Below are 24,216 nucleotides of genomic sequence, written 5' to 3'. Positions count from 1 at the left end.
TGTTGTCATAGACTGATGGGATACCCCTGTCTGCTGCAATTCCATTTCAGGAGTTTTTTTGTGCGGTATTCCTCTGAATAAAGGAGGAAAAGATATGAAAACAACGAGTGATTTTAGAAAAATGAAAGCAAATCAAGAACCAATTGCTATGCTTACGGCATATGATTATCCCTCAGCTAAGTTAGTAGAAGAAGCTCATATTGATTTGTTATTAGTCGGTGATTCACTTGGAATGGTGGCGCTCGGCTATGACTCAACTATTCCAGTAACGATGGATGATATGGTCCTTCATACAAAAGCGGTTAAGCGAGGCGCCCCAAATACTTTTATCGTTACAGATTTACCGTTTCTCACTTATCATAGCAGCGTTTCTGAAACGCTTTCTCATGCTGGTCGATTACTTCAAGAAGCAGGAGCTCACGCTGTTAAACTTGAAGGTGGTGGAGAAGTTATCCATCATATTCAAAAGTTAACTTCAGCTGGAGTGCCAGTGATGGGGCATTTAGGATTAACTCCGCAATCAGTAGGTGTTCTTGGGGGATATAAAGTACAGGCAAAAGAGTCAGAAAGTGCCGGATTATTAGTAAAAGAAGCGAAAGCTGTTGAAGAAGCTGGAGCATTTGCCCTAGTACTTGAATGTGTGCCGCAACAGCTGACTGAAATTGTATCTAGCGAGCTTTCTATTCCAGTAATAGGGATTGGAGCAGGGGTCAAAGCTGATGGCCAGGTACTCGTTTATCATGATTTGATCGGATATGGTTCTGGTCATGTACCTAAGTTCGTCAAGCAATATGTTAACGTGTCTAACTTAATTCATAAAGCTGTTGAACAATACGTTTCTGATGTAAAAGGAAGTCATTTTCCCGAACAAAAACATTCATTTAATATGAAAGAGGAGCAGCTTTCAGGAATGTATGGGGGAACAAGGCTATGAAGATTATAAAGACTATTAACGAAATGCAATCATTCTCAAAACAAGCGATGAGATCAGGACAGAAGATTGGTTTTGTACCAACCATGGGTTATCTTCATGAAGGGCATATGAGCCTTGTGGGAGAAGCTGTGAAGCAAAATGATTGCGTTATCATGAGTGTGTTTGTGAATCCACTTCAATTCGGTCCGAATGAAGACTTTGATCGCTATCCCCGAGACCTAAAGCGAGATGAAGAACTAGCAAGTCAGGCAGGAGTAGATGTTTTATTCTACCCTGATGTAACGGAAATGTATCCGAAGGAGCGTACGACAAAGCTAACCGTTCAAGAACGTGTTAATACATTATGTGGTGAATCTAGACCTGGTCATTTTGATGGCGTAGCTACAGTCGTTTTGAAATTGTTGCAAATTACACTACCTGATCGAGCTTATTTTGGTATGAAGGATGCTCAACAAGTAGCTGTGATAAAAGGGCTAGTCGATGACTTTAATGTACCTGTTGAGATTGTCCCTTGTCCTATCATTAGAGAGAAGGATGGGCTTGCCAAAAGTTCAAGGAATGTGTATTTAACACCAACCGAGCGGAAAGAAGCCATTCAACTTTCACGAAGTTTAAGTGCTGCTTCAAAAGCACTTAGTGATGGCGAAATAAATCCGGAACGAATTAAAGACATCGTTTCAACTTACTTAAGCGAAACTTCTGGAAGTATTGATTATGTAGAAGTGTTAGCCTACCCTGCATTAGAGAAGGTACATGTGATAACAGAAGACGTTATCATAGCGGTTGCCGTTCAATTCTCTGCTGCAAGGCTAATTGATAATATTGTAGCGCTAAAAAGCGAAATAGCGATAGGAGTGTAGAACATGTTTCTAACAATGATGAAGGGGAAAATTCATCGAGCACGTGTGACAGAAGCAAATTTGAACTATGTAGGAAGCATCACAATAGATGAAGATATTATCGAAGCGGTTGGTATGCTACCGAATGAGAAAGTTCAAATCGTTAATAATAATAATGGTGCAAGGTTGGAAACGTATATTATTCCTGGGGCAAGAGGGTCAGGTGTAGTTTGTTTGAATGGTGCTGCAGCTCGTCATGTTCAAGAGGGCGATGTCGTCATCATTGTCGCTTATGGGATGATGAGTGAAGAAGAAGCCAGAAACTTTACGCCTCGTGTTGCGATTATGGACGATCACAATACGATCATCGATATGATTGGGGTAGAGCCTGAGGCGACTATATTATAAATACCTACGCTCTGGACTTTGGTCCAGGGCTTTTTTTTGAAGGGCCATCCTAGTTTTACTCCTTTCAAATCATATCCTCACAATCGAATCTATCGCATTTTCGTGGATTCTTATCTCATGTTATAAGAAATTATTTTCCGTTCCATAGAAAAAATGATAAAGTTAGTAAGGTGACCGCTTGAACGGTTTAAGCAACTGAGGTGAAAACGTATGAATCGATATACAATTATAGATTTTGAAACAACTGGTAATTCCCCCAAAAACGGGGATCGCATTATTCAAATTGGACTTGCTGTTGTAGAGGATGACACGATCGTTGACCGATATGCTTCGTTTGTTAATCCTGAAAAACCACTACCGTTATTTATTCAGCAGCTGACAGGGATAACGGATGAAGATCTTAAAGATGCGCCACTATTTGAAGAAGTCGCACCTGAACTTCTTAAACGTCTTGACGGTGCTTATTTTGTTGCGCACAATGTTCGATTTGATCTTAATTTCATGAATGCACAGCTTGATTCAAGTGGATATGAGGCTTTTACTGGACCAACGCTCGATACAGTAGAACTTGCACGAATCCTCTTGCCTACAGCAGAGGCCTATAAATTATCTTCACTAGCAGAGTTTTTAGAAATCCAGCATGATAATCCGCATCAAGCAGATAGTGATGCGGAGGTAACAGCGGAGCTTTTGCTTTATCTATTTGATAAGATGGGTGATTTACCGCTCGTAACGTTAACGCAGCTCGAGGAGCTTTCAACTCGGCTTTATAGTGATATAGAAGTAGTCCTTCATGAGCTTATTCAAGATAAGCAGAAACGGATTGAGCCTGAAGGGAATTTTGAAGTGTTTCGGGATATAGCGATTAAATTACAAGAGCAAGTAGACGAAGTTGAGTCACTTCAGAAGCGTATCGCGTTCCATGATGCCCAAAATGAATTTGAGGAAAAAATGTCTAAGATTATCCCCGGTTTTGAAGTGCGAGAAGGTCAAAGTGACATGATGAAGCAGGTTTCAGAAGCTTTTGAAACAAATCAGCACATTTTGATTGAAGCTGGGACGGGTATAGGAAAATCTTTAGGGTATTTATTACCTGGGGTTGTTCATGCCAAAAATACAGGTAAGCCTGTTGTTGTCAGTACGCATACAATCCAACTACAAGAACAGCTATTACAAAGAGACCTACCGTTTCTTCGTGATATTTTGCCGTTCCCTTTTAGAGCCACGATTATTAAAGGCAGAAGTCATTATTTGGATTTAACGCGATTTGAACAGCAGCTTCATCATGTAGAAGAAGATAATTATGATACGATTTTAACGAAAGCTCAAATTCTCGTATGGTTGCTAGAAACAGATTATGGGGATGTGGAGGAATTAAATCTCTCTAGTGGAGGCAAGCTTTTTTGGCAACAGGTGAAAAGCGATGCCGCTGTATCTGCAAACCACCGTTCTCCGTGGTTCTCCCGTGATTTTTACCATCGAAGAAAGCGCTTTGCGATGAATGCTGATTTAATCATCACAAATCACGCTTTATTATTTAGTGATTTAATTAACGACCATCAATTATTACCCGCTTATCAACAGGCAGTAATTGATGAAGCCCATCATCTAGAAGATATTGCTACAGAATTCTTCGGTATTAAAACGGATTACTTTTCTATCCTACAAGGGTTTGTTCGGATGGGATTAAAAGATGGTGATGGCATTTACGGAAAGGTAATTAGTATCCTCAAAAACCTTGAAATCGAAATAGATGAAACCAAAAGGGAAATTGATGCTTATGTGAAGACGATTCTTGGAGATGTAGATGAGCTTTTTCGCATGCTTCATCGTTACGTTCAGAAAAACACTCATCGTTCGAATGAAATTGGTCGATTAAGCTATCGTATTTCTGATGAAAACGGTCCTACATGGGAAGCTATTCAAGAAGCAGCTCATCGATTAGTGTTCTACTTGAAAGATTTGGATAAAGGTTTAAAGAAGGTAGAAAAAGAACTTGATTTAAAAGAAGATGAACTCACAAGAGAGCAATTGAACACTTCAGCTGATTTTAAAGGAATTCATGCTTCTGTTTTGGAGGAACTTTCAAAAGTAGATTACCTCTTACTAAACGAAAGCGAAAATGATGTGAAGTGGGTGGAGATTGATCCGAAGGGCTCATTAAATTCAGCCTTTTTGTTTAGTAGACCTGTTGAGGTAGGTTCATTACTATCAAGCGACTATTTTGGAAAGAAAAAGAGTATTTTGCTTACCTCTGCAACGCTAACTGTCAGAAATTCGTTTGATTTCATTATTAACAGACTTGGATTAGAGGAGTTTGGGCCACTTATTCACCAATATCATTCTCCATTTGATTATAGTGAACAGGCAAGGCTAATGATTCCGACTGATTTACCAATGATTAAAGATGTATCGGACAATCAGTTTGTAGACCATATTACAGAAGCGATTCTTCGAATTGCCCGCGTCACTCGAGGGAGAATGCTCGTTCTCTTTACATCTTATGATATGCTCAAAAAAGCTCACCACCGTATGAAGGAGCTCATTGTTCATGATGAGTTAACTTTGATCAGTCAGGGCGTAGATAGTGGAAGTAGAGTAAGGCTTACGAAGAATTTCAAGGAAAGTGAAGAAGCGATTCTGTTTGGTACAAGCAGCTTCTGGGAGGGCGTAGATATACCAGGCGAAGACTTAAGCTGCCTTATCATTGTTCGTCTTCCATTTTCACCACCAGATAATCCCGTTTTTCAGGCTAGATCAGAGCAATTGAAGCAGTCAGGTGGAAATCCATTTATGGAACTTTCTCTACCTGAAGCAATCATTCGATTCAAACAAGGTTTTGGTCGGCTTGTTCGATCACAGCGAGATCGAGGAGCTGTGTTTGTATTTGACCGCAGAATCATTTCTACAAGATACGGTCGTTCATTTGTAAAGTCACTCCCTGACGTTCCTCTTATGAAAGGGACAACGGAAGAATTAGTAAATGAATTAGATCTCTGGTTATAAAGCTCCACTTCATCACAAACTAATTCTACAGGAGGGTTTTGTGATGAAGAAATTACTTTTACTTAGTGCGAGCTTCCTTTTTTTTAGTTTGGCTTGCCCGGGTGCTGACGCAGCTATCCAATCTGTTGACTTACACCTTAAGCACCACGAAGTAGCCGTAACTTTTCTTGATCTATCAATTGGAGAAGCGGTTTTGATACAAGGATCAGATGGAGAGGCAATTCTGATTAATACAGGGAGTAGCCTTTCCGAAAAAGAGCTAATGAATCGACTACAGATGTACCAGGTGAAGGAGCTGAGAAAAGTTTGGCTTACGAATGCTGAGGAAGCTTATACAGGAAACTTCACTGCATTGCTCAAATATTTTGATATAGACGAAGTATTTTTATCTGATCAAGCAGAAAAGGCATTTCTTACGAAGATACCAACTCATCTACAAAAGACTAACTTAAAGATAAATCAAAAGCTTACACTGATGGATGGCGTGGATGTCGAAATTATAAACATATCTAAGGCGGGTTCTGTAACATTTGTGCTATCCTTAGGAAGTCAGGATTTACTACTGATGGGAGAAACGAATCTCGAACTAGAGGAAGAGATCGCGTCTTCCGGGAGAGCAGTAGAGGTATTGAAAGTTGCGAATTTCGGATCAGGTAATGGAACTTCAACCGAATTATTGAACGCCATCGATCCACAAATGGCCGTGATTTTTCGTCACAATAACATTGATGTAAGTGAATCAGTCCTTGAACGGTTAAGTGAAAGCTGGACTGATGTCTATTACCCATACCGAATCGGAAGCGTAACCCTAAGGATGCAACATGATCGTTATGACGTTATCACACTTCCTACTAAAGAAGTTAGATGAAAATTCGTCATAGTATTTGTTGCAAAATCCCGTAACTTATTTAAAAATAGGAATAGAAAAGAAGCCGTCCTATTTTCTTATAGAAAAAGTGTCTCATATCTCCAAGAGGGATCAATGAATCGCATGAAACCGTCCCACTAAAATAGCCTGCGCAAGGCGCAGGCACTGTTGGAAGTGGAGCAGATATAGTGCACCGTCTTTGACGGTACTTATAGTTTGTCACACCTTTTTGCATCTATAAGTAGTAAATTTATCCCTGAGTGAGAAAACGTCTCTATAAAAGGATTGGTAGCTTAAAACACATACTATAGGGAGATGACAGCAATGGAAAGCAACATTGAAGTATTGTCGACTGTGAAGGTTAGTAAATCCCTCGATATTTACAAAATTGTTGATTCGTTAAATCGCACCTTAAAAGAAAAAGATTTAATGTTTGGACTTGCACTTGATGAAGAAGACCAGGACCAGATGATTTTTACAATCTATCGTACATAATAGGGTGAGCGAATGCGAGTAATAGGAATAATTGCAGGCGTGATTTTAGCAGTTTTGATCTGGCAAGGCATTTCATTTTATTCTTCCGTAACCGATCAACCTGATCGGCTAGAAGAAAAAGCGATTGAGAGAGCTGAATCGGAATCGGTGATAGAAAAAGTTGATGAAGCGGTTCAATATCATGGTACAAATAGTGCATATGTTGTCTTAAAAGGTAGCGATGCAGATGGAGATCAGGTTTATGTTTTCGTGCCACGAAAGGATGGGGCGCTTGCCACAAAGAAAATAGAAGACGGCGTTACGTTAGAAGCCATCAAAAAGAAGCTTTCTGAAGAATTTTCTCCACAAGAAGTCATTAATATTAAACCAGGTATTGAAATCAATCAAGAAGAGAAGCAAGTGCTTGTATGGGAAGCCACATTCATTGATACCGACAACCGCTATACATTTGCATATTATTATTTTAGTAATGGTGAATATTGGCGATCTCGTTCAATAAAACAAAGTTAATGTGATTAAGGGAGGAAGAGAAATGAATTTATCTAAACGTGTAGCAGCTCTTACACCGTCTGCTACGCTTGAAATAACTGCAAAAGCAAAAGCATTGAAGGCTGAAGGACATGACGTTATCGCATTAGGTGCAGGTGAACCAGATTTTAATACACCATCTCACATTCTTGAAGCAGCGAAGAAAGCAATGGATGAAGGGTTAACAAAATATACTCCTTCTGGAGGCATTCTTCCTCTAAAAGAAAGCATTATCGCTAAATTCCAAGAAGATCAGAATATAACGTACAAAGCTGATGAAATTATTGTATGTACTGGAGCGAAGCATGCTCTCTACACATTGTTCCAGGTAATACTAGATGAAGGTGATGAGGTTATTATTCCTACACCTTACTGGGTTAGTTATCCTGAACAAGTTAAGCTTGCTGGTGGCAAGCCCGTTTATGTAGAAGGTAAAGAAGAACAGTCATTTAAAGTGACAATTTCTCAACTTGAAGCAGCAGTAACGTCCAATACAAAAGCTGTGATCATTAATTCTCCTTCTAATCCAACAGGATCGATCTATACCCCTGAAGAGCTTAAGCAAATAGGTGCATTCTGTTTAGAGCATGACATTCTCATTGTTTCTGATGAGATTTATGAAAAGCTTGTGTATGCTGGAGCAGAACATACTTCTATCGCACAGCTTTCACCTGAATTGAAGGATCAAACGATTATTATTAATGGTGTATCCAAATCCCATTCCATGACAGGTTGGAGAATTGGTTATGCTGCAGGGAGAAAAGAGATCATTAAAGCAATGACAAACCTTGCAAGCCATTCCACTTCAAATCCAACTTCCATTTCCCAATATGCAGCTCTAGCAGCATATGAAGGGTCACAGGAGCCTGTTAGTGAAATGAAAGAAGCATTTGAAGGTAGATTAAACACCGTTTATGAACAATTAAATGCGATACCTGGATTTACATGTGTGAAGCCACAAGGAGCATTCTATCTTTTCCCTAATGCTAAAGAAGCGGCAGAGAAGACAGGTTTTGATTCTGTTGATGCGTTTGTAAAAGGCCTTCTTGAAGAAGAGAAAGTAGCGCTTGTGCCTGGATCCGGCTTTGGTTCACCTGATAATGTTAGGCTTTCATATGCAACATCACTTGATGTGATTCTTGAAGCTATAAATCGAATTGAACGATTTGTTAAAACGAAACAGACAGTTTAAGCAAGTTGTTGTATGGCCAAATAATCGGTATAATAAGAACCGAACAATAGATTCATCTATTTAAACAAATTAATTCATGGCGCTATTCTCCTATTGTATAAAGAATGTGCGCCAATTTTTTCTAATTAGTTGGAGGGAAATAAGAAGTGAAAACAACGATTTCTAACGTAAATAAACAGGTTGAACAAACCGTTACAATTGGAGCCTGGTTACATAATAAACGTTCAAGCGGAAAGATCCAGTTTCTTCAGCTTCGCGACGGAACGGGATTCATTCAAGGCGTTATGGTTAAGAAGGAAGTAACAGAAGAAGCATGGGAAGCTGCTAAGAATTTAACTCAAGAATCCTCAGTATGGGTGACAGGAGTTGTCCGTGAAGATGATCGTTCACAATCAGGATATGAATTAACTGTTACTAACATTGAATTAATTCATGAAGCTGTGGATTATCCAATTACGCCAAAAGAGCATGGTACAGAATTCTTAATGGATAATCGTCACCTTTGGATTCGCTCTAGACGCCAAAACGCTATTCTTCGCATTCGAAATGAGATTATTCGTGCAACTTATCAATTCTTTAATGAAAATGACTTCGTTAAAATTGATCCGCCTATTCTAACAGGTAGCTCTGCAGAAGGTACAACAGATCTTTTCCATACAAAATATTTTGAAGAAGATGCTTATCTATCACAGAGTGGACAACTTTATATGGAAGCAGCAGCTATGGCTTTTGGACGCGTCTTTTCTTTTGGTCCAACATTCCGAGCTGAAAAATCAAAAACGCGCCGTCATTTAATCGAATTTTGGATGATTGAGCCTGAGATGGCATTTATGAATCATGACGAAAGTCTTGAAGTTCAAGAGCAGTATGTTAGCTTCCTTGTAAAATCTGTATTAGATAATTGTCAACTTGAGTTAAAAACGCTTGAACGTGATGTTTCGAAATTAGAAGCGATTCAAGCGCCATTCCCTCGCATTTCTTATGATGATGCGATTACGCTATTGAAAGATAAAGGCTTTACAGATATTGAATGGGGCGAAGATTTTGGTGCTCCTCATGAAACTGCAATCGCTGAAAGCTTTGAGAAACCAGTGTTCATTACTAATTATCCTAAGGACATTAAGGCGTTCTATATGAAGCCTGATCCTGAGCGTGAAGAAGTTGTTCTATGCGCTGATTTAATCGCTCCAGAAGGTTATGGTGAAATCATTGGAGGTAGTCAGAGAATTGATGATTTAGCACTTATGGAGCAGCGATATGAAGAACATGGTCTTACAGACGATGCATATAAATGGTATCTTGAACTTCGCCGCTATGGTTCTGTTCCACATTCTGGTTTTGGTCTTGGACTAGAACGAACTGTGGCATGGTTATCTGGTGTGGAACATGTGCGTGAAACAATTCCGTTCCCACGTCTTTTAAATAGACTATATCCGTGATAAACTAACAAAGCTGACGCTTCTTTCAATGTGAAAGAAGCGTCTTTATCTGATGAAAAAGCCGTAGGTTAAAGCATTTCACGAAGTGAAGATGGATAAGATTAGAAGATGAGAGGAAAAAATGGTATGTACGTGAAAGTACATAGCCAGATTTTTCTACTCCCATCACAAAATGCCGGCGTGCTATAATGAAAGGTAGAGGTGGATGGGATGAAGAAGGAACACATCATTCAAATCATTAATGAAGGTCATGTTTCAGTACCAAGGCTATTGCTCAATTACTATGTTAGCGTTGGTTTACATGAAGAAGATGCCTTCTTTTTAATTAGACTACACAGTTTTATTGAACAGGGGAATTCTTTTCCAACACCGGAGGAACTTGCCCAAGCAATGACATATTCACCACAAGCTTGTCTAGATAAAATACAGCAGCTTATGCAAAAAGGTGTTTTAACGATCGAGGAACACCAGAACGAATCGAAGAATTATTATTCTGAAGTCTATTCGCTAATCCCGTTGTGGGAGCGAATTTTTAAGGCGATCGAGCAAGAAGAAGCAGAGAAGGCTGCTGCGAAAAACGATGAGAATGAAGAAAGTCTTTACACGTTGTTTGAGCGTGAATTTGCAAGGCCACTTTCCCCCATTGAATGCGAGACGCTTGCCATGTGGATAGATGGTGATAAGCATGATGCTGAGTTAATTAAAGGGGCGTTAAAAGAAGCTGTTCTTGCTGGAAAGCTAAACTTTCGCTACATTGACCGGATACTCTTTGAATGGAAGCGAAACGGCATTAAGACATTAGAGCAGGCACGTTCCTACGGAGAGAAGTTTAGAAAGCACCAATATGATAAAAAAGCACCTGCTAAGCCTGATATGAAGAAAGATTCAGGTCAGAGTGCTCCTATATATAACTGGCTTGGAAGATAGGTCATATGTAAAGCGGAAGTGTTGCTTCCGCTTTTTGTTTATGAACAAATTAAAGCCTATACTAGACATAAGAAAGGAAGACAGACTTTTGCTAACGAAAGCCAAGATAAGAACAGTTCTTGATACGATGGGGGAGATGTTTCCAGATGCCCATTGTGAATTGAATCATTCTACTCCATTTGAGCTTGCTATTGCAGTTGTATTATCAGCTCAATGTACAGATGCACTAGTAAACAAAGTTACTCCTGGTTTGTTTGAAAAATATAACGGTCCTGAAGACTTTCTTCAAGTACCCATAGAAGAACTCGAGAACGATATAAGAAGGATCGGCTTATTTCGAAATAAAGCAAAAAATATAAAAAAGCTTGCCAGAACGGTTGTTGAACAATATGGCGGATCTCTTCCTGAATCGAGGGAAGAGCTAATGGAGCTCTCAGGTGTTGGAAGAAAAACGGCTAACGTCATTGCTTCAGTAGCTTTTGATGTTCCTGCGATCGCCGTGGATACCCACGTTGAGAGAGTGAGCAAGAGGCTCGGCATATGCAGATGGAAGGATTCCGTTCTCGAAGTTGAGAAGACGCTCATGAGAAAAATTCCAGAAGAGGAGTGGTCCGTTTCTCACCATCGCTTTATTTTTTTTGGAAGGTACCATTGTAAAGCTCAATCTCCGCAATGTGAAATTTGTCCACTTCTCGAGCTATGCCGAGAAGGACAGAAGAGAATGAATCAGCGAGCTCGGAAAGGCAAATAGATTTTATGTATTATTACAATGAATTAATAAACAGAATTAGTTAGTCTTTAAATCAAATAAGTATAAATAAAGCCCAATCTGCATTGCAGATTGGGCTTTAAAGCTATTCTTCCTCATTAGGTGGTGTGCTGGCTGGTGGAGCGTTTGAACCTGTGTTTCCTGTGTCACCAGGATTATCAGTCTCAGATCCAGAACCGTCACTAGAACCGTTCCCAGACCCGTTACCAGGATTTTCTCCAGAACCATTGTTTCCTTGATCCTGGCCTCCGTTACCACTTTCATCAGTGTTGCCACTTTGGTCGTCAGCTGGAGGTTCTTCTTCTCCCTGATTGTCACCACTGTTTCCGTCTCCAGCATCGCTATTTTCATCATTACCTTCGTCCGGCGGTGTTTCACTATCTTCGTTTGTATCTTCTTCTGTAGGCTCCTCAGGTTCCTGTTCTTCTTCTTTAGGAACTGATACGGATGTTTCAGCAGGCTTCGTTGATACTCCTGAGTCTGAAACGGCTGTTACTTTAAATTTATATTCGCTACCTTTTTGGGCATTTTCTAACGTAAATCCAGTATCTCCTGTTTCGGTCACCCCTTGATAACCTCCACCATTTACAGCCATTTCTACTTTATAAGTGAAGCTCTTATCTTCACCAGGCTGCCATGATAGTGAAATGCTATTGGAGTCAGCATTATACTTTCCAGAAAGTCCTTTGACGCCGTCTGGTTGTTTGTACTTATCAGAAGTCTTTTCTGGCGTACTACCTTTTACAAATAGCTCATAGACGATTTGATCCTTTGGCGTGTAGTCACTTGGCAATAGACCAGTGCTTTTCTCAACGCCAACCTCTACGACCGAGTCGGGCTTCTGGAAGTCGGCAGTATTAATACCTTCAGATACTTGGCTCATAATTTCTTTGAAAAGGAGCTTGGAAGTATCATCTTCGCCTTTGCTAGAATCTAAATAGTGCTTATTTGGTTCGTTAAATCCTGTCCATACTGCCATGGAATACTCCGTAGTATATCCAGCAAACCAGGCATCTCTTACAATACCTGATGTAGGGAACCCTTGTGATTGCACGACTTCTTGAGGATGGTTTGTCGTACCCGTTTTACCAGCGACAGGTAGACCGGAAATTTTAGCATCGGTTCCAGTGCCTTCGTTTACAACGGATTTAAGCATATCGCTAACCATGTAGGCTGTGTAATCATTCATTGCCTTTACTGGTTCAGGTTCGATGTTAATCTCTCTTCCGTCAGGAAAGACCACTTTTCGTACCGTGTGAGGCTCATTATACGTTCCACCGTTACCGAAAGCAGCATAAGCACCAGTCATTTGAAGGGGAGAGGTGCTAAATGTTCCGATAGCAGCAGTAGGTACCATGTCTTCATCTTTCAAATCCATACCAAGCTTGTTAGCAAACTCTTGAGCAGGTTTTTCACCAATCTCAAGGAAGGTGTTAACAGCCGGAACGTTATAAGACATCTCGAGAGCACGTCTCATTGATACTTGACCACGATACTCGCGGTCCCAGTTACGAATATTAGCGTCACCTATTTTTAGAGGCTCGTCTTTAATGGAGCGGCCAGTTGACCACTGCTCGGTATCAATTGCAGGGCCATAAGCAACAATCGGTTTAGCGGTTGATCCTGGCTGAAACTTCCCTGTCGTTGCGTAAGTAATTACGTTCTCATCTTTACGTGTTTCACCAATGGCTCTAATCGAACCAGTCTTAGTATCCATCAGGACTAGCCCTGATCGCATATCTTCATTCGAATAAGGATAGTTTGCAATCACATCAGTTGTTATATCTTGAGCGCGCGTATCTAGGGTTGTGTAAATTTCAAGTCCCCCTGAGTAGATATCCTTTTCAGAAATATCATCACGTTCTCGTAGTTCTTTCACAACCTGGTCCATGAAGACTTTATATTGATCTGTTTCTTTATCTTCTGTTAATGCAACAACCATGTCACTAACTTTTTCTGCTTGATATTTGTCAGCTTCTTCAGCTGTAATAACGCCCTGTTTTTCCATCAAGCTAAGCACAACATTTCTACGCTGTTCTGCCTGATCAGCGTATTCATATGGGTTATAGTAGGTAGGGCGCTGCGGAAGTCCTGCTAGTAGTGCTGCTTCGCCAGGTGTTAAGTCTTCTTCAGTAATGTTTTTGCCAAAATAAGTTTCGGCTGCATCCACAACTCCCCATGCACCATTACCGAAATAAATTTTATTTAAATACATTTCTAAGATCTGATCTTTTGAATATTCTTGTTCAAGCTTAATGGATAGATAAGCTTCTTGAACTTTTCGTTCTAATGATTTTTCAGATGTTAAGAGAGAGTTCTTGATGACCTGTTGTGTAATCGTACTAGCACCCTCAGCGCCAAACCCTTGCGTAATATTTGCAAGAACAGCTCCGCCAATTCTTCGTGGATCAATTCCAAAATGGTCATAGAAACGAGTGTCTTCAACAGAGACAAAAGCATTTTTTAGAATATCCGGAATCTCATCAATTTTAGCGACTTCTCTTGCATCGGTTCCTGCGAGAGTTTGAACTTCTTCATCCTTTTTATCCAGTATGATGGAGGACTGTGGATTCGTAAGCTTTTCTGGATCTAGCTCTGGTGCATTGTTGATATAGGCAATTGAGGTGATTCCCCCAGCAACTAAACCAACTAAAAACAAAACAACGAGGGTTAGAAAGATTTTTTTGAAAATACCTTTCTTCCCAGCTTTCTTCGGGGACTTCTTTTTCTTGTCATTTGATTTACGTCGTTCTTGACGTGATTGATATTCACTCATGAATATTCCTGCCTTTCAAGCCTGTACTGTTAATAGGATTCGAATGAACCCTTCATTTTATGAATTTAAACCAGTTGTTTAATAACTGAAGTACATTTTATCAATAATCTTGATATAGTCAATGCGCGGTTGATAGGTATAAGGAATATGCGTTCCCTGCTTTTCAATCTCCTCTTTTCTAATGGATTTTCTTCCGCCAATTTTCATTGTTTCCCAGTGGGAAAAGAGCATAGCGGCATCCATAAGGAACACTTCGTCAGTGATTGAAAAACGTAAAAGCACAAAGCAGATTCCGTTGTGCTCATGAACTTGTTTCATATGTTCAATTTGATGTTCATGAAAGTTACTTAATGGAAAAGCTGTTTTGTTTTTTGTTTCCTTCGCTTCAAAATCCACATACCTTCCTTTGTAAACGCCATTATAATCAGTCGTAGATGCCTGCTTAAAGTAGGCCTCCTTTATCACGGCTGCGCTTCGTTTGGGATAATCAACGTTAACAATTTGAACAGGCGTAGGCTTTTTGTGTATAACAGCTTTGCCTGTTGAGAGATAATACGTATTACTATGATTAATATCTTCCTCTAATGTCATACCACGGTTGCTGTATGTTTTTTGTTTCTGATTTGCTAGCTGATTCTGAGCCGAAGGGACGTACGGCTTTCCGTTCGGATATCGAATCGGCACGTTAACCATCCTTTCTATATAAAAGGTGCACTGAATCTATTTTACTTTACTTATTACGAGTTGTACGACAAAAATGTTTCAAGCAGGTGAAAAAAATTGTGGAGAACGTCACGAAAACAATCACAAAAGCGATAGAAAAATGGAACATTGACAATATTTCACGTACCGTATTTTATCAAGATTTTTTCAATCGGAATCCAGAAATAAAATGGTCGTTCCTTGCCGCGATGGTTTCTAGGAATGCCGGTTGGAGTATGACTGACTTACAAGGAGAATGGTTTCCTAAGGCAATAAAGGAAGAGCAATTAATGAAGTTATTCCTAACATATGAACGAGCTAATTGGATCATCTTTGCAGACGCAGCCCCACAGCTATTGCTCTATGAGCTAGGTAAGAAAGCAAACACTTCCTTCTTCCATTTTGGTAGAGATCTTGGAATATCGTGCTTTATGTTAGAAGAATGGAAAACTTTTCTTGAGTTAGGTGATCAGGATCGTTTAATGACGGCGTTAATTATTAATGAGCAGCACGTGATTGAAGGACCGCTTATGGAACATCATTTATATGCTAAGAAGGTATTTCATTCATTGCTATTCACCATTCAAGATTGGTTCCATTTTAGCACAGTTCTTTTTCCGACAGTGAGGGGAGAGCTATTTGGTTTATCAGTTAGTGGTTTTCGTCATACCCGTAACCGAATTAAGCTAGGAAAAAGCTTAGCTAAGCTCCTCTTTCATCCTAATTATTTTAGTGCATTTTATCATTTTGCAATGAAAGTTGCTCCAACGGGATCACGCTACGATTATGAAAGGTTCATGGGGAAAAGAAGAGAGGGACCAATGTTAAGACAGGTTTATCCAATTATTCCTCATCATCAACAGGATAAGAAAGATTGGTTTAGAGGTCAATTACTAGTAAAAAAAATGATGAAAGTTGAAGCGGAATTACCAGATAAAGTTCTCATTTCAGATTGGTATGAAAGAAAGAGAAGTCAGATCAGAATTGCGATGGAAGTGGAAAATCTGCTCATACAAAAAAGCAGGAAATAGCCCTGCTTTTAAGTGGAAGGTCGATCTGGTCCTTCCATTTTCTTATTTCCATATCCAGTTCTAGTTTCTTCCTGAGTTTTGCCTTTACGTTTTGTTTGATCAAGTTTTTGCTTTTTGGTCATTATACTGACACCTCCTTACTTTAGTTTGAGCAGATGTTACAAAAACATTCCTATTCATTGTCGAAATCCTTTTCCTTTAGCATTAAACCACTACCTTTGCCGAAACCGTACTAGTTTTGTCAACGAAGAAGGCAAATAAAAAAGAAAGGCGAATATTACGTATACAAACTAACAGGCGAAGGCCTGAGAATGACAGAAGGGATGGGATTGCATGTTATTAAAAACAAAGCAAGTTTCGGATGAACTTGGTGTAAACCCTACTACTGTTCAGCGTTGGGTTAAGTATTTTGACCTATCATGTGAGAAGAATGAACTTGGCCACTTTTTATTTTCTAATGAAACACTTGAGGAGCTAAAATCGATTAAAAACGATTTAAGAAGGGGTTACTCAATGGAGAAAATTAAATCAGCTGGTAAAAACAATTCAAAAGTTGCAATGGTAACACCGGAACGATTTGAGCAAAGGTTAGATCGCTTCTCAGTAAGGCTAGAACAGCTTGAGCGACAGTTAGATGAAAAAGCTAATGAGGTTATCACCGTTCAAGTACTTCAGCATCGATCTGAACTGGAAGAGCTAGTCAAGAAAGTTTCTTCGTTAGAAGAAAAATTATCTGAGCTTGAGGATCATACTTCGATACATGAGGCAGTAGGTCAGTCGACGGGCAAAGGCAAGCGTCCCTGGATCATGAGTTTATTCAGTTTCTAGAGATCTTTACGTTCCCTTCTGACCTTATGTCCTAAATGGATATAAGGTTTTTGTATGTGTTTGGTGACCAGTGAGTATGGTAGGATAAGGGAGTAGGGGTGAATGAAATGGAAGATACACAAAAATTATTAAAGCTAACAAAACAGCTAATCACAATAAATGAAGAAGCGAGAGTACAATATACTACTCGCACACATCTTGATACGTACAAAGTTAACTTCTATGAAGAAGTGAAACCTTTTGCCGATCGAGCACTTGAGATTTTGAAGGTATGGGAACCATTAGCAAGAGCATGGGTAATGGAAAACAAACCTAAATATTTATATCCAATTCAAATTAAAAACACATTCGAAAATATAGAAATGGTTTCAGTTGTGGCGTGGCAGAAGGATACTGGACCTAAGAAATTTAATGAGCGTGTCCAATCTGTTGAATATGTACTTGAAAAAATAATTGAGCAAGTAACATAACGAGCTTGATGCTCGTTATTTAATGTATAATTTCACATACCATACTAAAATGAATAAATTTCCCTTTTTTTGAGTAACACTAAAGAAAAAGGGAGTGAGTTTATGACTGCGTATTTGTGCCCACGATGTAAAACCAATCGAATGAGATTTAATAAAATTGAGCAAAAAGCGACTTCAGTTAAATTAGATCCTCAATCTGGAGAAGTGATGTCTATTATAGAAGAGGGAAAAGCTGATCCATTCCATATGGTTTATAAAGGACCAAGCATACGAGTTCAATGTGGGGCATGTGGCGAAATTGGAGACGAAGAAACCTTTATTCAATTTGCTCGATCACATCCACGTGCTAATTCTTAATGACTTTTCCCTCCTTTATTCATGATATAGTGAGAATGTAAGGAGGGGGACAGGATGTTTGATCCAACTATATATGAGAATGTAAAAGTAGTTCTTGAGGGAGAGCTATATGATCGAGATCTTGATGGTGAGATCTCCATCATCAATCGAAAAGATCTGGTTGATTTAGCTTCTCTTTCAAGAAAGTATCAAGTAGAGTTTAGTGAAAATGAACATGTGAATGTAACGATTGAACTTTTTGCTGATCTAGCTAGTTTCAGTGCGGAGCAGCTTAAGCTAGAGCATGTTCAAGCAGGATGTGAAATCAAAATTCTGTTTGATGTTGCCATATCAGATGCAGAGGACTGTGAACAGATTGAAGAAGATATCCGAAGTATTTGGGGTTATCGACCTGCTATCCGACAAACGATATCTTTCCCATACGAGGATGAGGAACAATTAAAGACTCACATTGTTTTAGAATTTAACCGTCGAATTAATGAAGATCAAATAAGTGATCTTTCGGAGTTAATTGCACATGCTGTACAAACTTCAACGTTACTTGGAGAATAAAGAAGAAGGCGGATTGCTCCGCCCTCTATATCCATACTATGCAGTTGGTGATTAGTAGCTTCCGCCGCCCATTTGCTGTTCAGCCATTTGGACAAGGCGCTTAGTGATTTCTCCTCCAACAGAACCGTTAGAGCGAGCAGTGGAGTCTGGGCCAAGTTGAACGCCGAATTCGCTAGCAATTTCGTACTTCATTTGATCTAAAGCCTGTTGTACACCAGGGACTACCAGATTGTTTGAGCTATTGTTGTTTGCCATGTTGTGTACACCTCCTTGACTAATATAATGCTCAGGAGTAAAGAATGATATACAATCTTAATATAGGAACTTTTTGGTAGTTACGGAGACGTTCATTTTTCTGAAAATTTAGAGGGTTCTGTATTTGGGTAACGAATATGTTATTTAGAGACTAATGAACTGGAGGGATATAAGAATGGATCGCTTTATTACTAAGACAGGATTTTATCAAAACCTCGATAAAAGAAGGTTGGAATATTGGTTGGTGATATCTGAAGAAAATAAAGTGCTTGTATCCTGGGTCTGCTGGAGTGCCCCTCAAACCATGGTAGAGCAGTGGAAAGGATCGTATGCTTCTTAACTAAACCGCCCTGAGCGGTTTTTATTATGGTTGAATTTATTTTTACTTCTATCAAATTCAGGATTCACAAATAAAAAAGAAAATGAAAAATTAGTTCATTCCAATACTTTTATATTAAAAGTTGTTAGAGAGGGTATAAAGAAATAAGTATTTTCTGTTTTACCACTCTTAGCTATAATAGAAAACGGATCAGGTCTTTTATACTAGACAATGTATGAAAATATGGAACGAACAGTTTAAATAGCATTTAAAAGAAAGAGGAGCTTCCATGATTCTAAAACACTATTCGAATCTTATAATGGTCATATGTTTAACTGTAAGCTTATTTCCATCAGTAACGCAAGCACAGGAACTACCAAATGTAAGAAGCGAAACCGCTATACTGATCGATGGCAAAACAGGACAAATTCTTTTTAATAAGAATGGCAATGACGAAATGTACCCGGCGAGTATTACAAAAATTGTGACTGCATTTATGGCTGTTAAATCCGGAGAGATGGATGATATGGTAACGGTAAGCGAGCGTGCACGTAAAGCAGATGGTACTAGGGTGTATTTGAAAGAAGGAGAAATCGTTTCGTTAGAAAAATTAGTTAAAGGAATGATGGTTAATTCCGGAAATGACGCTGCAATCGCTATAGCTGAGCATTTAAGTGGAAGTGTGGAATCGTTTTCTGAAGATATGAACGAATTTTTACGTGAAGAAATTGGTGTCAAAAATACGAATTTTGTTAACCCAAATGGACTTTTTAATGAGAATCATGTAACGACTGCAGAAGATATGGCTAGAATAACACAGTACGCCATGAAAAATGAGCAGTTTCGATCTTTGATAGGAATCAAAAAATTAGAATGGGTTGGTGAAGATTGGGAAACGACGCTTATTAACCATCATCGACTCTTACTCGATTATGACTTTGTTACAGGTGGAAAAAATGGGTATGTCTCAGAGTCTGGCTTCACTTTAGTGACAACCGCATCAAAAGACGGTCAAGAATTGATTGCTGTTACGATGAAAGCAAACGATGATCAAATCGCTTATCAGGACACATTATCCATGCTTAACTATGGGTTTAATGCTTTCACGCCAGTTGAGTATAAGAAGGGGACTGATTTAGGAGTTGGAAATAATGAGGAATATAGTCTTTCTGAGGATATGACCCTTTATCAAGTTGGAGATGACGAGCTAGATCTTACCATATCTGATAACAATATTCTTGAAAGTAAAGGGGCTTCATATGTTTCCATTCTGGATGCTGATTTTCTTGAAGTGAATTCTTTAGAAGAAGACAAAGGTGCGACAATAGTGGAAAGTGAAACAAAACCAGCAGCAAAAGTAAAAGATGAAGAAACAGCATCATTGCTGTCTAGTGAAAATATTTTCTATTTTGGGATCGGCGTTTTTGTGGTAATTTTACTATCTTTATTTTTTGGAAGAAGTCACTCTTCTCAAAAAAGACATCGAACTTTTCCTTAAAATCAACTTTCAAACCTAACATTGAAAATTAAAAAAGGACCTCAGGGTCCTTTTTTAATTTTCAAGAAAGAACGATAGCTGTTTGACAGAGGTCATTCCTTGTCCAACTGAGGAGGCAATACTTGATAACAGCGGTCTAGTGCAAACATCTCCTGCAGCATAGACGAATGGCAGAGATGTTTCACCATAAGAGTTGCATCGAATGTATCCTTCCTGATCGACGTCAATGCCATCCTCGTAAGGTTCAGTGTTTGGTTTAACACCAATTCGAATGAACAGACCATCAACCATCATTGTAAAGTGATGATCTTCGTCAGCGAGGAATAGTTTCTTCTTTCCTTTTCCATCTATTTTTGTAATAAACGTTTTTGTTAGTATGTCGATGTTTGGGTGGAGCATGACAGGTTCTTTGTATTCCTTACGAGCTTTAAAACAATCAGAACGATGTATTAGTGTAACTTGAGAACCAGCTTCAGCAAGAAGAAGAGCTCCTTCGAATGCGCGGTCTCCGCCCCCGATTACAGCAACATGTTTGCCTTTGAATTTCAATTTATCTCGAGTTGCCGAGTATACTTCTTTTTGCTCGATCATTTCTTGTTCACCAGGAACATCTAGCCTACGTGGGGAAGACCCTGATGCAATTAGCAAAGTGCGAAATGTATATGAATTGCCTTCTGCTGTTTGAAGTATCCGATTAGTCCAATCGATCGACTTAACGCAAGTGTTTGTAACATAATCACATTTGATTTCCTCAGCATGTTTGATGAACTGTTCCTGTAAAACCTGACCGTTTGCAACCACCATACCTGGGTAGTCTACAATTTGATTATAGATTGTACTTAATTGCCCCCCAAGGCTATCCTTTGCTTCAAGCAATAAATGATTAATGCCTAGTCTTTTAGCCCATATTCCAGCAGAAATTCCAGCGGGTCCTCCACCGATTATTAGCAAATCTGTTCGTTGAGTCACCACTGTACCCTCACTTCCATGTTGAAAGCCATTCTTCAAATTCCAACCAGTTATTCACGCGAGGGACGTCGACATATTGATTATAACGATAGTTCATCGCAATGGCCATTCTCCCTGAATTTTTAAATGCGATGAGGTTGTGTGGAGCATCATCAAATAATAAATCTCCGCGAATCATTTCTTTTCTATGCGAGAAAATCAAATTTCTTTTGCCGATAAACGGAAGGTGTTTTTCTACCCATTGTTCTTTTTCAGTGTAAGCATATGTACGGCTACTCGTGACAATCATTACGTCATACACGGATGAAAGACGTTCCATTACTTCAATAGCATGTGGTAGAGGCTTGAGTTCAAGAAATAGACCTGGCTGATCAAGGTATTCATAAATTTTATCTCCACACTCATTTTTTACATAGTCTTCAGATCGCCAGCATTCAAGTTTCTCAACAGACAAGTCGTCATTGTAATCATGATTGTATCTCTGGTGCCATTCAGACATAAGGTCACATATAACCGAGTCCATATCGATTAATAAGGTTTTCATTGTCTCACTTCTTTCATCATACATTCTTTATCACTATAACAGGCAAAGTTAATTGGAACAATTGTTCAGGAAAGGACATGGAACGAACGTTCTTGATTTTTGACTCATCAAAAAATGAATGAACTATAAATCGAAAATTAAGCTAACATAGCGTAATTAAAAAAAGCAAGAACCAAGTGGCTCTTGCTTGTTAAAAACTAACATTTAATAAAAGCTGTTCCTACTATAATAAGCAGGATAAATAGTACAACAATTAGCGCAAAGCCGTTTCCAGCTGGTCGGTGACAAGGCATGCCGTAAGAAGCTCCAGCTACTGGTTGGTAAGGCTCATTTCCGTATGGTGCATTGTTTGCATGATACATATTAGGTCCCCCTTTAAATTCTCTTTCTTTACCACTGTATGTTTCCGTCTAGAAAAGATATAGGCAGGAGCGGAGAGGAACCTAAATTAGGTGAATGTCCCATGTGAATTTCTTATGAACTAATGCCTTTGTCTTTCGTTTGGGCTTGCTTTAAGAAATTTAATTTGTAGTCATCAGTTAGTTCTTTCACTTCCTTACTAAGGAATAAGATCGCAATAACGTTTGGGATAACAAACAAGGCGAGTGTAATGTCGACTAGCTCCCAAACAAATTGAAGTCCTCCTATAGCTCCAACAAAAATAGAAATAATATAAACAAATCGCATTACTCTAGAAAAGGGTGTGCCAAATAAGTATTCAGCTTGTTTCTCACCATAAAAGACAAGGACACCTATCGTACTGATAACAAAAATCAATAGGAGGGAAGAAACAAAGATGGGGCCCCATGTAGCTCCCATTAGTCCAGAGAAAGCATCTGAAACCATATCAGCTGCATTTGAGGGTTTAACGTCTTTCCAAGCTCCTGAAAGAAGCACTGTAAAAGCTGTTACTGTGCAGAGAACGATTGTATCGACAAAAACGCTGAAAATGCCCCATAATCCCTGTCTACATGGATGAGGCGTATGTGCTGCAGAATGGGCAATAGACGCCGTACCCATACCAGCTTCGTTTGAATAAAGCCCTCTAGCAAGGCCCCATCTAACAGCTGCAGCAAAACCAGCTCCAGCAAAACCTCCAGCTGCTGAGATCGGTTGAAAAGCATGTACGAAAATAAGGTTCATAACAGCTGGAAACTCTTCTATATTAATCACCATAACGCCGATAGCGCCTGCAATATATGTAAGTACCATGAATGGAACAATCTTCTCAGCTACAGAACCAATTCTACGTATTCCACCGAATACAACAATTGATATAAGGATAATTAATAAGACACCTGTTACCCAAGTCGGTAATCCAAAAGAACTTTCTGAGAGTGTTGAAATGGAGTTGGTTTGGACCATGACACTTGGAATGATTTCAATCATCAGTCCAAAAGCGAATAGAGATGAAGCGAACTTCCATCCCAAGCCTTTTTTTATGTAATACATTGGGCCACCAACATAAACGCCATTTTTGTCTTCCTCTCGGTATTTGATCCCAAGAACAATTTCCGAGAATTTTGTAGACATTCCAATAATAGCGACAATCCACATCCAGAAAATAGCGCCAGGTCCTCCAAAAGCGATTGCCACAGGAACCCCAACAATGTTTGTAGCACCTGCAGTAGATGCGAGAGCGGAGGCAAAGGCTTGAAATGGAGAAATTGTTCCATCACCTTTTTCTTTTTTGAAAATTTTACCGATGGTATGTTTTAAAGCGTGGGGAAAAAAGATTATTTGAAAGAAGCCGAGGCGGATTGTTAAAAATAATCCACCGCCTAAGAGTAAAATCATCATAGGATAACCCCAGATGAACGCGGAAAATTCAGTTATTGCATTAAGAATATAGTCCATATCAATCTCTCCTTATAGGTAATACTCATTTAATTATCCATATAAAGGGAGGCCGAAACGCTATTTACAAAATTATGAAAAAATGAGCATAAAGACACAGAGCCGGTTTTCACCGGCTCTGGATTAATGGACCTGGGGAGGCTGATTATTCTGTTGTTGCTGCGGAGCTGTTAGTTGGTTTTTAACTTGTTGAATTTCATTGGTTTGGGCTTTGGCAGCTGGCTGATAATACCCTTTTTGTTTAGCGTATTGATAAAGGTTATACTGTCGCTGCTCATCAGTATTTCTAATTTGTTGAAGAGCCTGACGAAGTTGTTGATTGTCAGCTTGAGAAATGACGCTCCCGTAATTACTTAAGCTGCTGTTCAATACGGATAAATAATCATTTACCATGTCTTTCTCATTCATAAAATCCCTCCTTAACTTAAGAAGCCGATTAATTGTTGTTGTGTGTTGCGTGCGTCTTGTGCATCCTTTTGAAGCATTTGCTTAAGCTGCGGACAAGTACAAGATTGGGCATAGGAATCAAGTTTGTTTGCGAGTGTTTCATGTCCGCCGATCATGTGACGCAGGTTTTGAAGTTCAAGTTCGTTCAGCTGAGTCATCCTGTTTCCCTCCTTCATTTCACATAGTATGAATGGAGAAAAACCAAA

General features: G+C 39.2%; 27 protein-coding genes. 18 read left to right on the top strand and 9 right to left on the bottom strand.

Annotated elements, in window-relative coordinates; translation table 11 throughout:
* Nucleotides 1-94: 94 nt before the first annotated feature.
* The 11 genes from panB to nth all read left to right on the top strand — a co-directional run bounded on the left by panB (nt 95) and on the right by nth (nt 11,387).
* On the top strand, nt 95-934 hold the full coding sequence (gene panB, locus AC0VYH_RS12880; RefSeq protein WP_430243048.1) for a 3-methyl-2-oxobutanoate hydroxymethyltransferase: 840 nt from the start codon (nt 95-97) through the stop codon (nt 932-934).
* Complete coding sequence (gene panC / locus AC0VYH_RS12875; RefSeq protein ID WP_430243047.1) at nt 931-1,794, top strand: pantoate--beta-alanine ligase; 864 nt, start codon at nt 931-933, stop codon at nt 1,792-1,794. Before panB ends, panC begins: the two co-directional genes overlap by 4 nt.
* Before the next feature lie 3 nt (nt 1,795-1,797).
* A complete protein-coding gene (gene panD / locus AC0VYH_RS12870) occupies nt 1,798-2,181 on the top strand; it encodes an aspartate 1-decarboxylase (RefSeq protein WP_430243045.1) in 384 nt (127 codons plus the stop codon).
* 210 nt (nt 2,182-2,391) lie between these two features.
* Entirely contained in the window at nt 2,392-5,187 is a 2,796-nt protein-coding gene (gene dinG, locus AC0VYH_RS12865; RefSeq protein ID WP_430243044.1) for an ATP-dependent DNA helicase DinG, read from the top strand.
* Between the two features lie 43 nt (nt 5,188-5,230).
* Nucleotides 5,231-6,055 (top strand): ComEC/Rec2 family competence protein, encoded by an 825-nt coding sequence (locus AC0VYH_RS12860; protein WP_226613685.1) that lies wholly within the window; start codon nt 5,231-5,233, stop codon nt 6,053-6,055.
* A gap of 324 nt (nt 6,056-6,379) precedes the next feature.
* A complete protein-coding gene (locus tag AC0VYH_RS12855) occupies nt 6,380-6,550 on the top strand; it encodes a YpmA family protein (protein WP_098443938.1) in 171 nt (56 codons plus the stop codon).
* A 12-nt stretch (nt 6,551-6,562) separates the two neighbouring features.
* Nucleotides 6,563-7,060 (top strand): cell wall elongation regulator TseB-like domain-containing protein, encoded by a 498-nt coding sequence (locus tag AC0VYH_RS12850; RefSeq protein ID WP_430243043.1) that lies wholly within the window; start codon nt 6,563-6,565, stop codon nt 7,058-7,060.
* A 22-nt stretch (nt 7,061-7,082) separates the two neighbouring features.
* Nucleotides 7,083-8,270, top strand: a complete 1,188-nt coding sequence (locus tag AC0VYH_RS12845; RefSeq protein ID WP_475372610.1) for a pyridoxal phosphate-dependent aminotransferase — start codon at nt 7,083-7,085, stop codon at nt 8,268-8,270.
* 146 nt (nt 8,271-8,416) lie between these two features.
* Nucleotides 8,417-9,709: an asparagine--tRNA ligase gene (gene asnS / locus AC0VYH_RS12840; protein WP_194221890.1), complete on the top strand. Its 1,293-nt coding sequence runs from the start codon at nt 8,417-8,419 to the stop codon at nt 9,707-9,709.
* Between the two features lie 210 nt (nt 9,710-9,919).
* Entirely contained in the window at nt 9,920-10,636 is a 717-nt protein-coding gene (locus AC0VYH_RS12835) for a DnaD domain-containing protein (RefSeq protein WP_430243038.1), read from the top strand.
* A gap of 88 nt (nt 10,637-10,724) precedes the next feature.
* Entirely contained in the window at nt 10,725-11,387 is a 663-nt protein-coding gene (gene nth / locus AC0VYH_RS12830; RefSeq protein ID WP_475365362.1) for an endonuclease III, read from the top strand.
* Between the two features lie 103 nt (nt 11,388-11,490).
* Here the strand turns inward: nth and AC0VYH_RS12825 are convergent, their stop codons facing one another.
* Together AC0VYH_RS12825 and recU are read right to left on the bottom strand one after the other, a co-directional pair.
* Nucleotides 11,491-14,181 (bottom strand): PBP1A family penicillin-binding protein, encoded by a 2,691-nt coding sequence (locus AC0VYH_RS12825; RefSeq protein WP_475372609.1) that lies wholly within the window; start codon nt 14,179-14,181, stop codon nt 11,491-11,493.
* A gap of 78 nt (nt 14,182-14,259) precedes the next feature.
* Nucleotides 14,260-14,865: a Holliday junction resolvase RecU gene (recU, locus tag AC0VYH_RS12820; protein ID WP_430243033.1), complete on the bottom strand. Its 606-nt coding sequence runs from the start codon at nt 14,863-14,865 to the stop codon at nt 14,260-14,262.
* A gap of 98 nt (nt 14,866-14,963) precedes the next feature.
* On the opposite strand from recU, the gene AC0VYH_RS12815 reads away from it, so the two are divergent.
* From AC0VYH_RS12815 to AC0VYH_RS12795, 5 genes are all read left to right on the top strand, one after another.
* Nucleotides 14,964-15,914, top strand: a complete 951-nt coding sequence (locus AC0VYH_RS12815; protein WP_475372608.1) for a DUF2515 family protein — start codon at nt 14,964-14,966, stop codon at nt 15,912-15,914.
* 333 nt (nt 15,915-16,247) lie between these two features.
* Nucleotides 16,248-16,742, top strand: a complete 495-nt coding sequence (locus tag AC0VYH_RS12810) for a MerR family transcriptional regulator (RefSeq protein ID WP_430243031.1) — start codon at nt 16,248-16,250, stop codon at nt 16,740-16,742.
* Between the two features lie 107 nt (nt 16,743-16,849).
* Nucleotides 16,850-17,212 carry a YppE family protein gene (locus tag AC0VYH_RS12805; protein ID WP_194221884.1) on the top strand — a complete coding sequence of 121 codons (363 nt, stop codon included), beginning with the start codon at nt 16,850-16,852 and terminating at the stop codon, nt 17,210-17,212.
* A 102-nt stretch (nt 17,213-17,314) separates the two neighbouring features.
* Nucleotides 17,315-17,569, top strand: a complete 255-nt coding sequence (locus AC0VYH_RS12800; RefSeq protein ID WP_194221883.1) for a DNA alkylation repair protein — start codon at nt 17,315-17,317, stop codon at nt 17,567-17,569.
* A 54-nt stretch (nt 17,570-17,623) separates the two neighbouring features.
* Nucleotides 17,624-18,121 carry a hypothetical protein gene (locus tag AC0VYH_RS12795; protein ID WP_430243029.1) on the top strand — a complete coding sequence of 166 codons (498 nt, stop codon included), beginning with the start codon at nt 17,624-17,626 and terminating at the stop codon, nt 18,119-18,121.
* 51 nt (nt 18,122-18,172) lie between these two features.
* On the opposite strand, the gene AC0VYH_RS12790 is transcribed toward AC0VYH_RS12795, so the two are convergent.
* Nucleotides 18,173-18,376, bottom strand: a complete 204-nt coding sequence (locus AC0VYH_RS12790) for an alpha/beta-type small acid-soluble spore protein (RefSeq protein WP_098443926.1) — start codon at nt 18,374-18,376, stop codon at nt 18,173-18,175.
* A 175-nt stretch (nt 18,377-18,551) separates the two neighbouring features.
* On the opposite strand from AC0VYH_RS12790, the gene AC0VYH_RS12785 reads away from it, so the two are divergent.
* Together AC0VYH_RS12785 and AC0VYH_RS12780 are read left to right on the top strand one after the other, a co-directional pair.
* Nucleotides 18,552-18,716, top strand: coding sequence for a hypothetical protein (locus AC0VYH_RS12785; protein ID WP_194221881.1), 165 nt, complete (start codon nt 18,552-18,554; stop codon nt 18,714-18,716).
* Nucleotides 18,717-18,984: 268 nt separating this feature from the next.
* Complete coding sequence (locus tag AC0VYH_RS12780; protein ID WP_430243027.1) at nt 18,985-20,193, top strand: D-alanyl-D-alanine carboxypeptidase family protein; 1,209 nt, start codon at nt 18,985-18,987, stop codon at nt 20,191-20,193.
* 54 nt (nt 20,194-20,247) lie between these two features.
* Here the strand turns inward: AC0VYH_RS12780 and AC0VYH_RS12775 are convergent, their stop codons facing one another.
* From AC0VYH_RS12775 to AC0VYH_RS12750, 6 genes are all read right to left on the bottom strand, one after another.
* Complete coding sequence (locus tag AC0VYH_RS12775) at nt 20,248-21,162, bottom strand: NAD(P)/FAD-dependent oxidoreductase (protein ID WP_430243025.1); 915 nt, start codon at nt 21,160-21,162, stop codon at nt 20,248-20,250.
* A gap of 10 nt (nt 21,163-21,172) precedes the next feature.
* Nucleotides 21,173-21,706 (bottom strand): 5' nucleotidase, NT5C type, encoded by a 534-nt coding sequence (locus tag AC0VYH_RS12770; RefSeq protein WP_430243023.1) that lies wholly within the window; start codon nt 21,704-21,706, stop codon nt 21,173-21,175.
* Nucleotides 21,707-21,903: 197 nt separating this feature from the next.
* Nucleotides 21,904-22,068, bottom strand: coding sequence for a YjcZ family sporulation protein (locus tag AC0VYH_RS12765; RefSeq protein WP_370314233.1), 165 nt, complete (start codon nt 22,066-22,068; stop codon nt 21,904-21,906).
* A gap of 112 nt (nt 22,069-22,180) precedes the next feature.
* Nucleotides 22,181-23,563: an alanine/glycine:cation symporter family protein gene (locus AC0VYH_RS12760; RefSeq protein ID WP_475372607.1), complete on the bottom strand. Its 1,383-nt coding sequence runs from the start codon at nt 23,561-23,563 to the stop codon at nt 22,181-22,183.
* A gap of 123 nt (nt 23,564-23,686) precedes the next feature.
* Complete coding sequence (locus tag AC0VYH_RS12755) at nt 23,687-23,971, bottom strand: spore coat protein (protein ID WP_475365355.1); 285 nt, start codon at nt 23,969-23,971, stop codon at nt 23,687-23,689.
* An 11-nt stretch (nt 23,972-23,982) separates the two neighbouring features.
* Entirely contained in the window at nt 23,983-24,168 is a 186-nt protein-coding gene (locus AC0VYH_RS12750) for a hypothetical protein (protein ID WP_226613644.1), read from the bottom strand.
* Nucleotides 24,169-24,216: the final 48 nt, after the last annotated feature.

It is taken from the genome of Anaerobacillus sp. QJM3NY_32, assembly GCF_056173645.1.
This window is presented reverse-complemented; position numbering and strand designations above follow the sequence as displayed.

Excerpts from the sequence above, each read along its gene's own strand:
- AC0VYH_RS12805 (WP_194221884.1), top strand. The coding sequence starts at position 16,850 with ATGGAAGATACACAAAAATTATTAAAGCTAACAAAACAGCTAATCACA.
- AC0VYH_RS12770 (WP_430243023.1), bottom strand. The coding sequence starts at position 21,706 with ATGAAAACCTTATTAATCGATATGGACTCGGTTATATGTGACCTTATG.
- AC0VYH_RS12850 (WP_430243043.1), top strand. The coding sequence starts at position 6,563 with ATGCGAGTAATAGGAATAATTGCAGGCGTGATTTTAGCAGTTTTGATC.
- AC0VYH_RS12795 (WP_430243029.1), top strand. The coding sequence starts at position 17,624 with ATGTTTGATCCAACTATATATGAGAATGTAAAAGTAGTTCTTGAGGGA.
- panC (WP_430243047.1), top strand. The coding sequence starts at position 931 with ATGAAGATTATAAAGACTATTAACGAAATGCAATCATTCTCAAAACAA.
- AC0VYH_RS12785 (WP_194221881.1), top strand. The coding sequence starts at position 18,552 with ATGGATCGCTTTATTACTAAGACAGGATTTTATCAAAACCTCGATAAA.
- AC0VYH_RS12765 (WP_370314233.1), bottom strand. The coding sequence starts at position 22,068 with ATGTATCATGCAAACAATGCACCATACGGAAATGAGCCTTACCAACCA.
- AC0VYH_RS12800 (WP_194221883.1), top strand. The coding sequence starts at position 17,315 with ATGACTGCGTATTTGTGCCCACGATGTAAAACCAATCGAATGAGATTT.
- AC0VYH_RS12855 (WP_098443938.1), top strand. The coding sequence starts at position 6,380 with ATGGAAAGCAACATTGAAGTATTGTCGACTGTGAAGGTTAGTAAATCC.
- AC0VYH_RS12845 (WP_475372610.1), top strand. The coding sequence starts at position 7,083 with ATGAATTTATCTAAACGTGTAGCAGCTCTTACACCGTCTGCTACGCTT.
- AC0VYH_RS12825 (WP_475372609.1), bottom strand. The coding sequence starts at position 14,181 with ATGAGTGAATATCAATCACGTCAAGAACGACGTAAATCAAATGACAAG.
- AC0VYH_RS12810 (WP_430243031.1), top strand. The coding sequence starts at position 16,248 with ATGTTATTAAAAACAAAGCAAGTTTCGGATGAACTTGGTGTAAACCCT.
- AC0VYH_RS12780 (WP_430243027.1), top strand. The coding sequence starts at position 18,985 with ATGATTCTAAAACACTATTCGAATCTTATAATGGTCATATGTTTAACT.
- panB (WP_430243048.1), top strand. The coding sequence starts at position 95 with ATGAAAACAACGAGTGATTTTAGAAAAATGAAAGCAAATCAAGAACCA.
- AC0VYH_RS12835 (WP_430243038.1), top strand. The coding sequence starts at position 9,920 with ATGAAGAAGGAACACATCATTCAAATCATTAATGAAGGTCATGTTTCA.
- AC0VYH_RS12750 (WP_226613644.1), bottom strand. The coding sequence starts at position 24,168 with ATGACTCAGCTGAACGAACTTGAACTTCAAAACCTGCGTCACATGATC.
- dinG (WP_430243044.1), top strand. The coding sequence starts at position 2,392 with ATGAATCGATATACAATTATAGATTTTGAAACAACTGGTAATTCCCCC.
- AC0VYH_RS12790 (WP_098443926.1), bottom strand. The coding sequence starts at position 18,376 with ATGGCAAACAACAATAGCTCAAACAATCTGGTAGTCCCTGGTGTACAA.
- AC0VYH_RS12860 (WP_226613685.1), top strand. The coding sequence starts at position 5,231 with ATGAAGAAATTACTTTTACTTAGTGCGAGCTTCCTTTTTTTTAGTTTG.
- AC0VYH_RS12755 (WP_475365355.1), bottom strand. The coding sequence starts at position 23,971 with ATGAATGAGAAAGACATGGTAAATGATTATTTATCCGTATTGAACAGC.
- AC0VYH_RS12760 (WP_475372607.1), bottom strand. The coding sequence starts at position 23,563 with ATGGACTATATTCTTAATGCAATAACTGAATTTTCCGCGTTCATCTGG.
- panD (WP_430243045.1), top strand. The coding sequence starts at position 1,798 with ATGTTTCTAACAATGATGAAGGGGAAAATTCATCGAGCACGTGTGACA.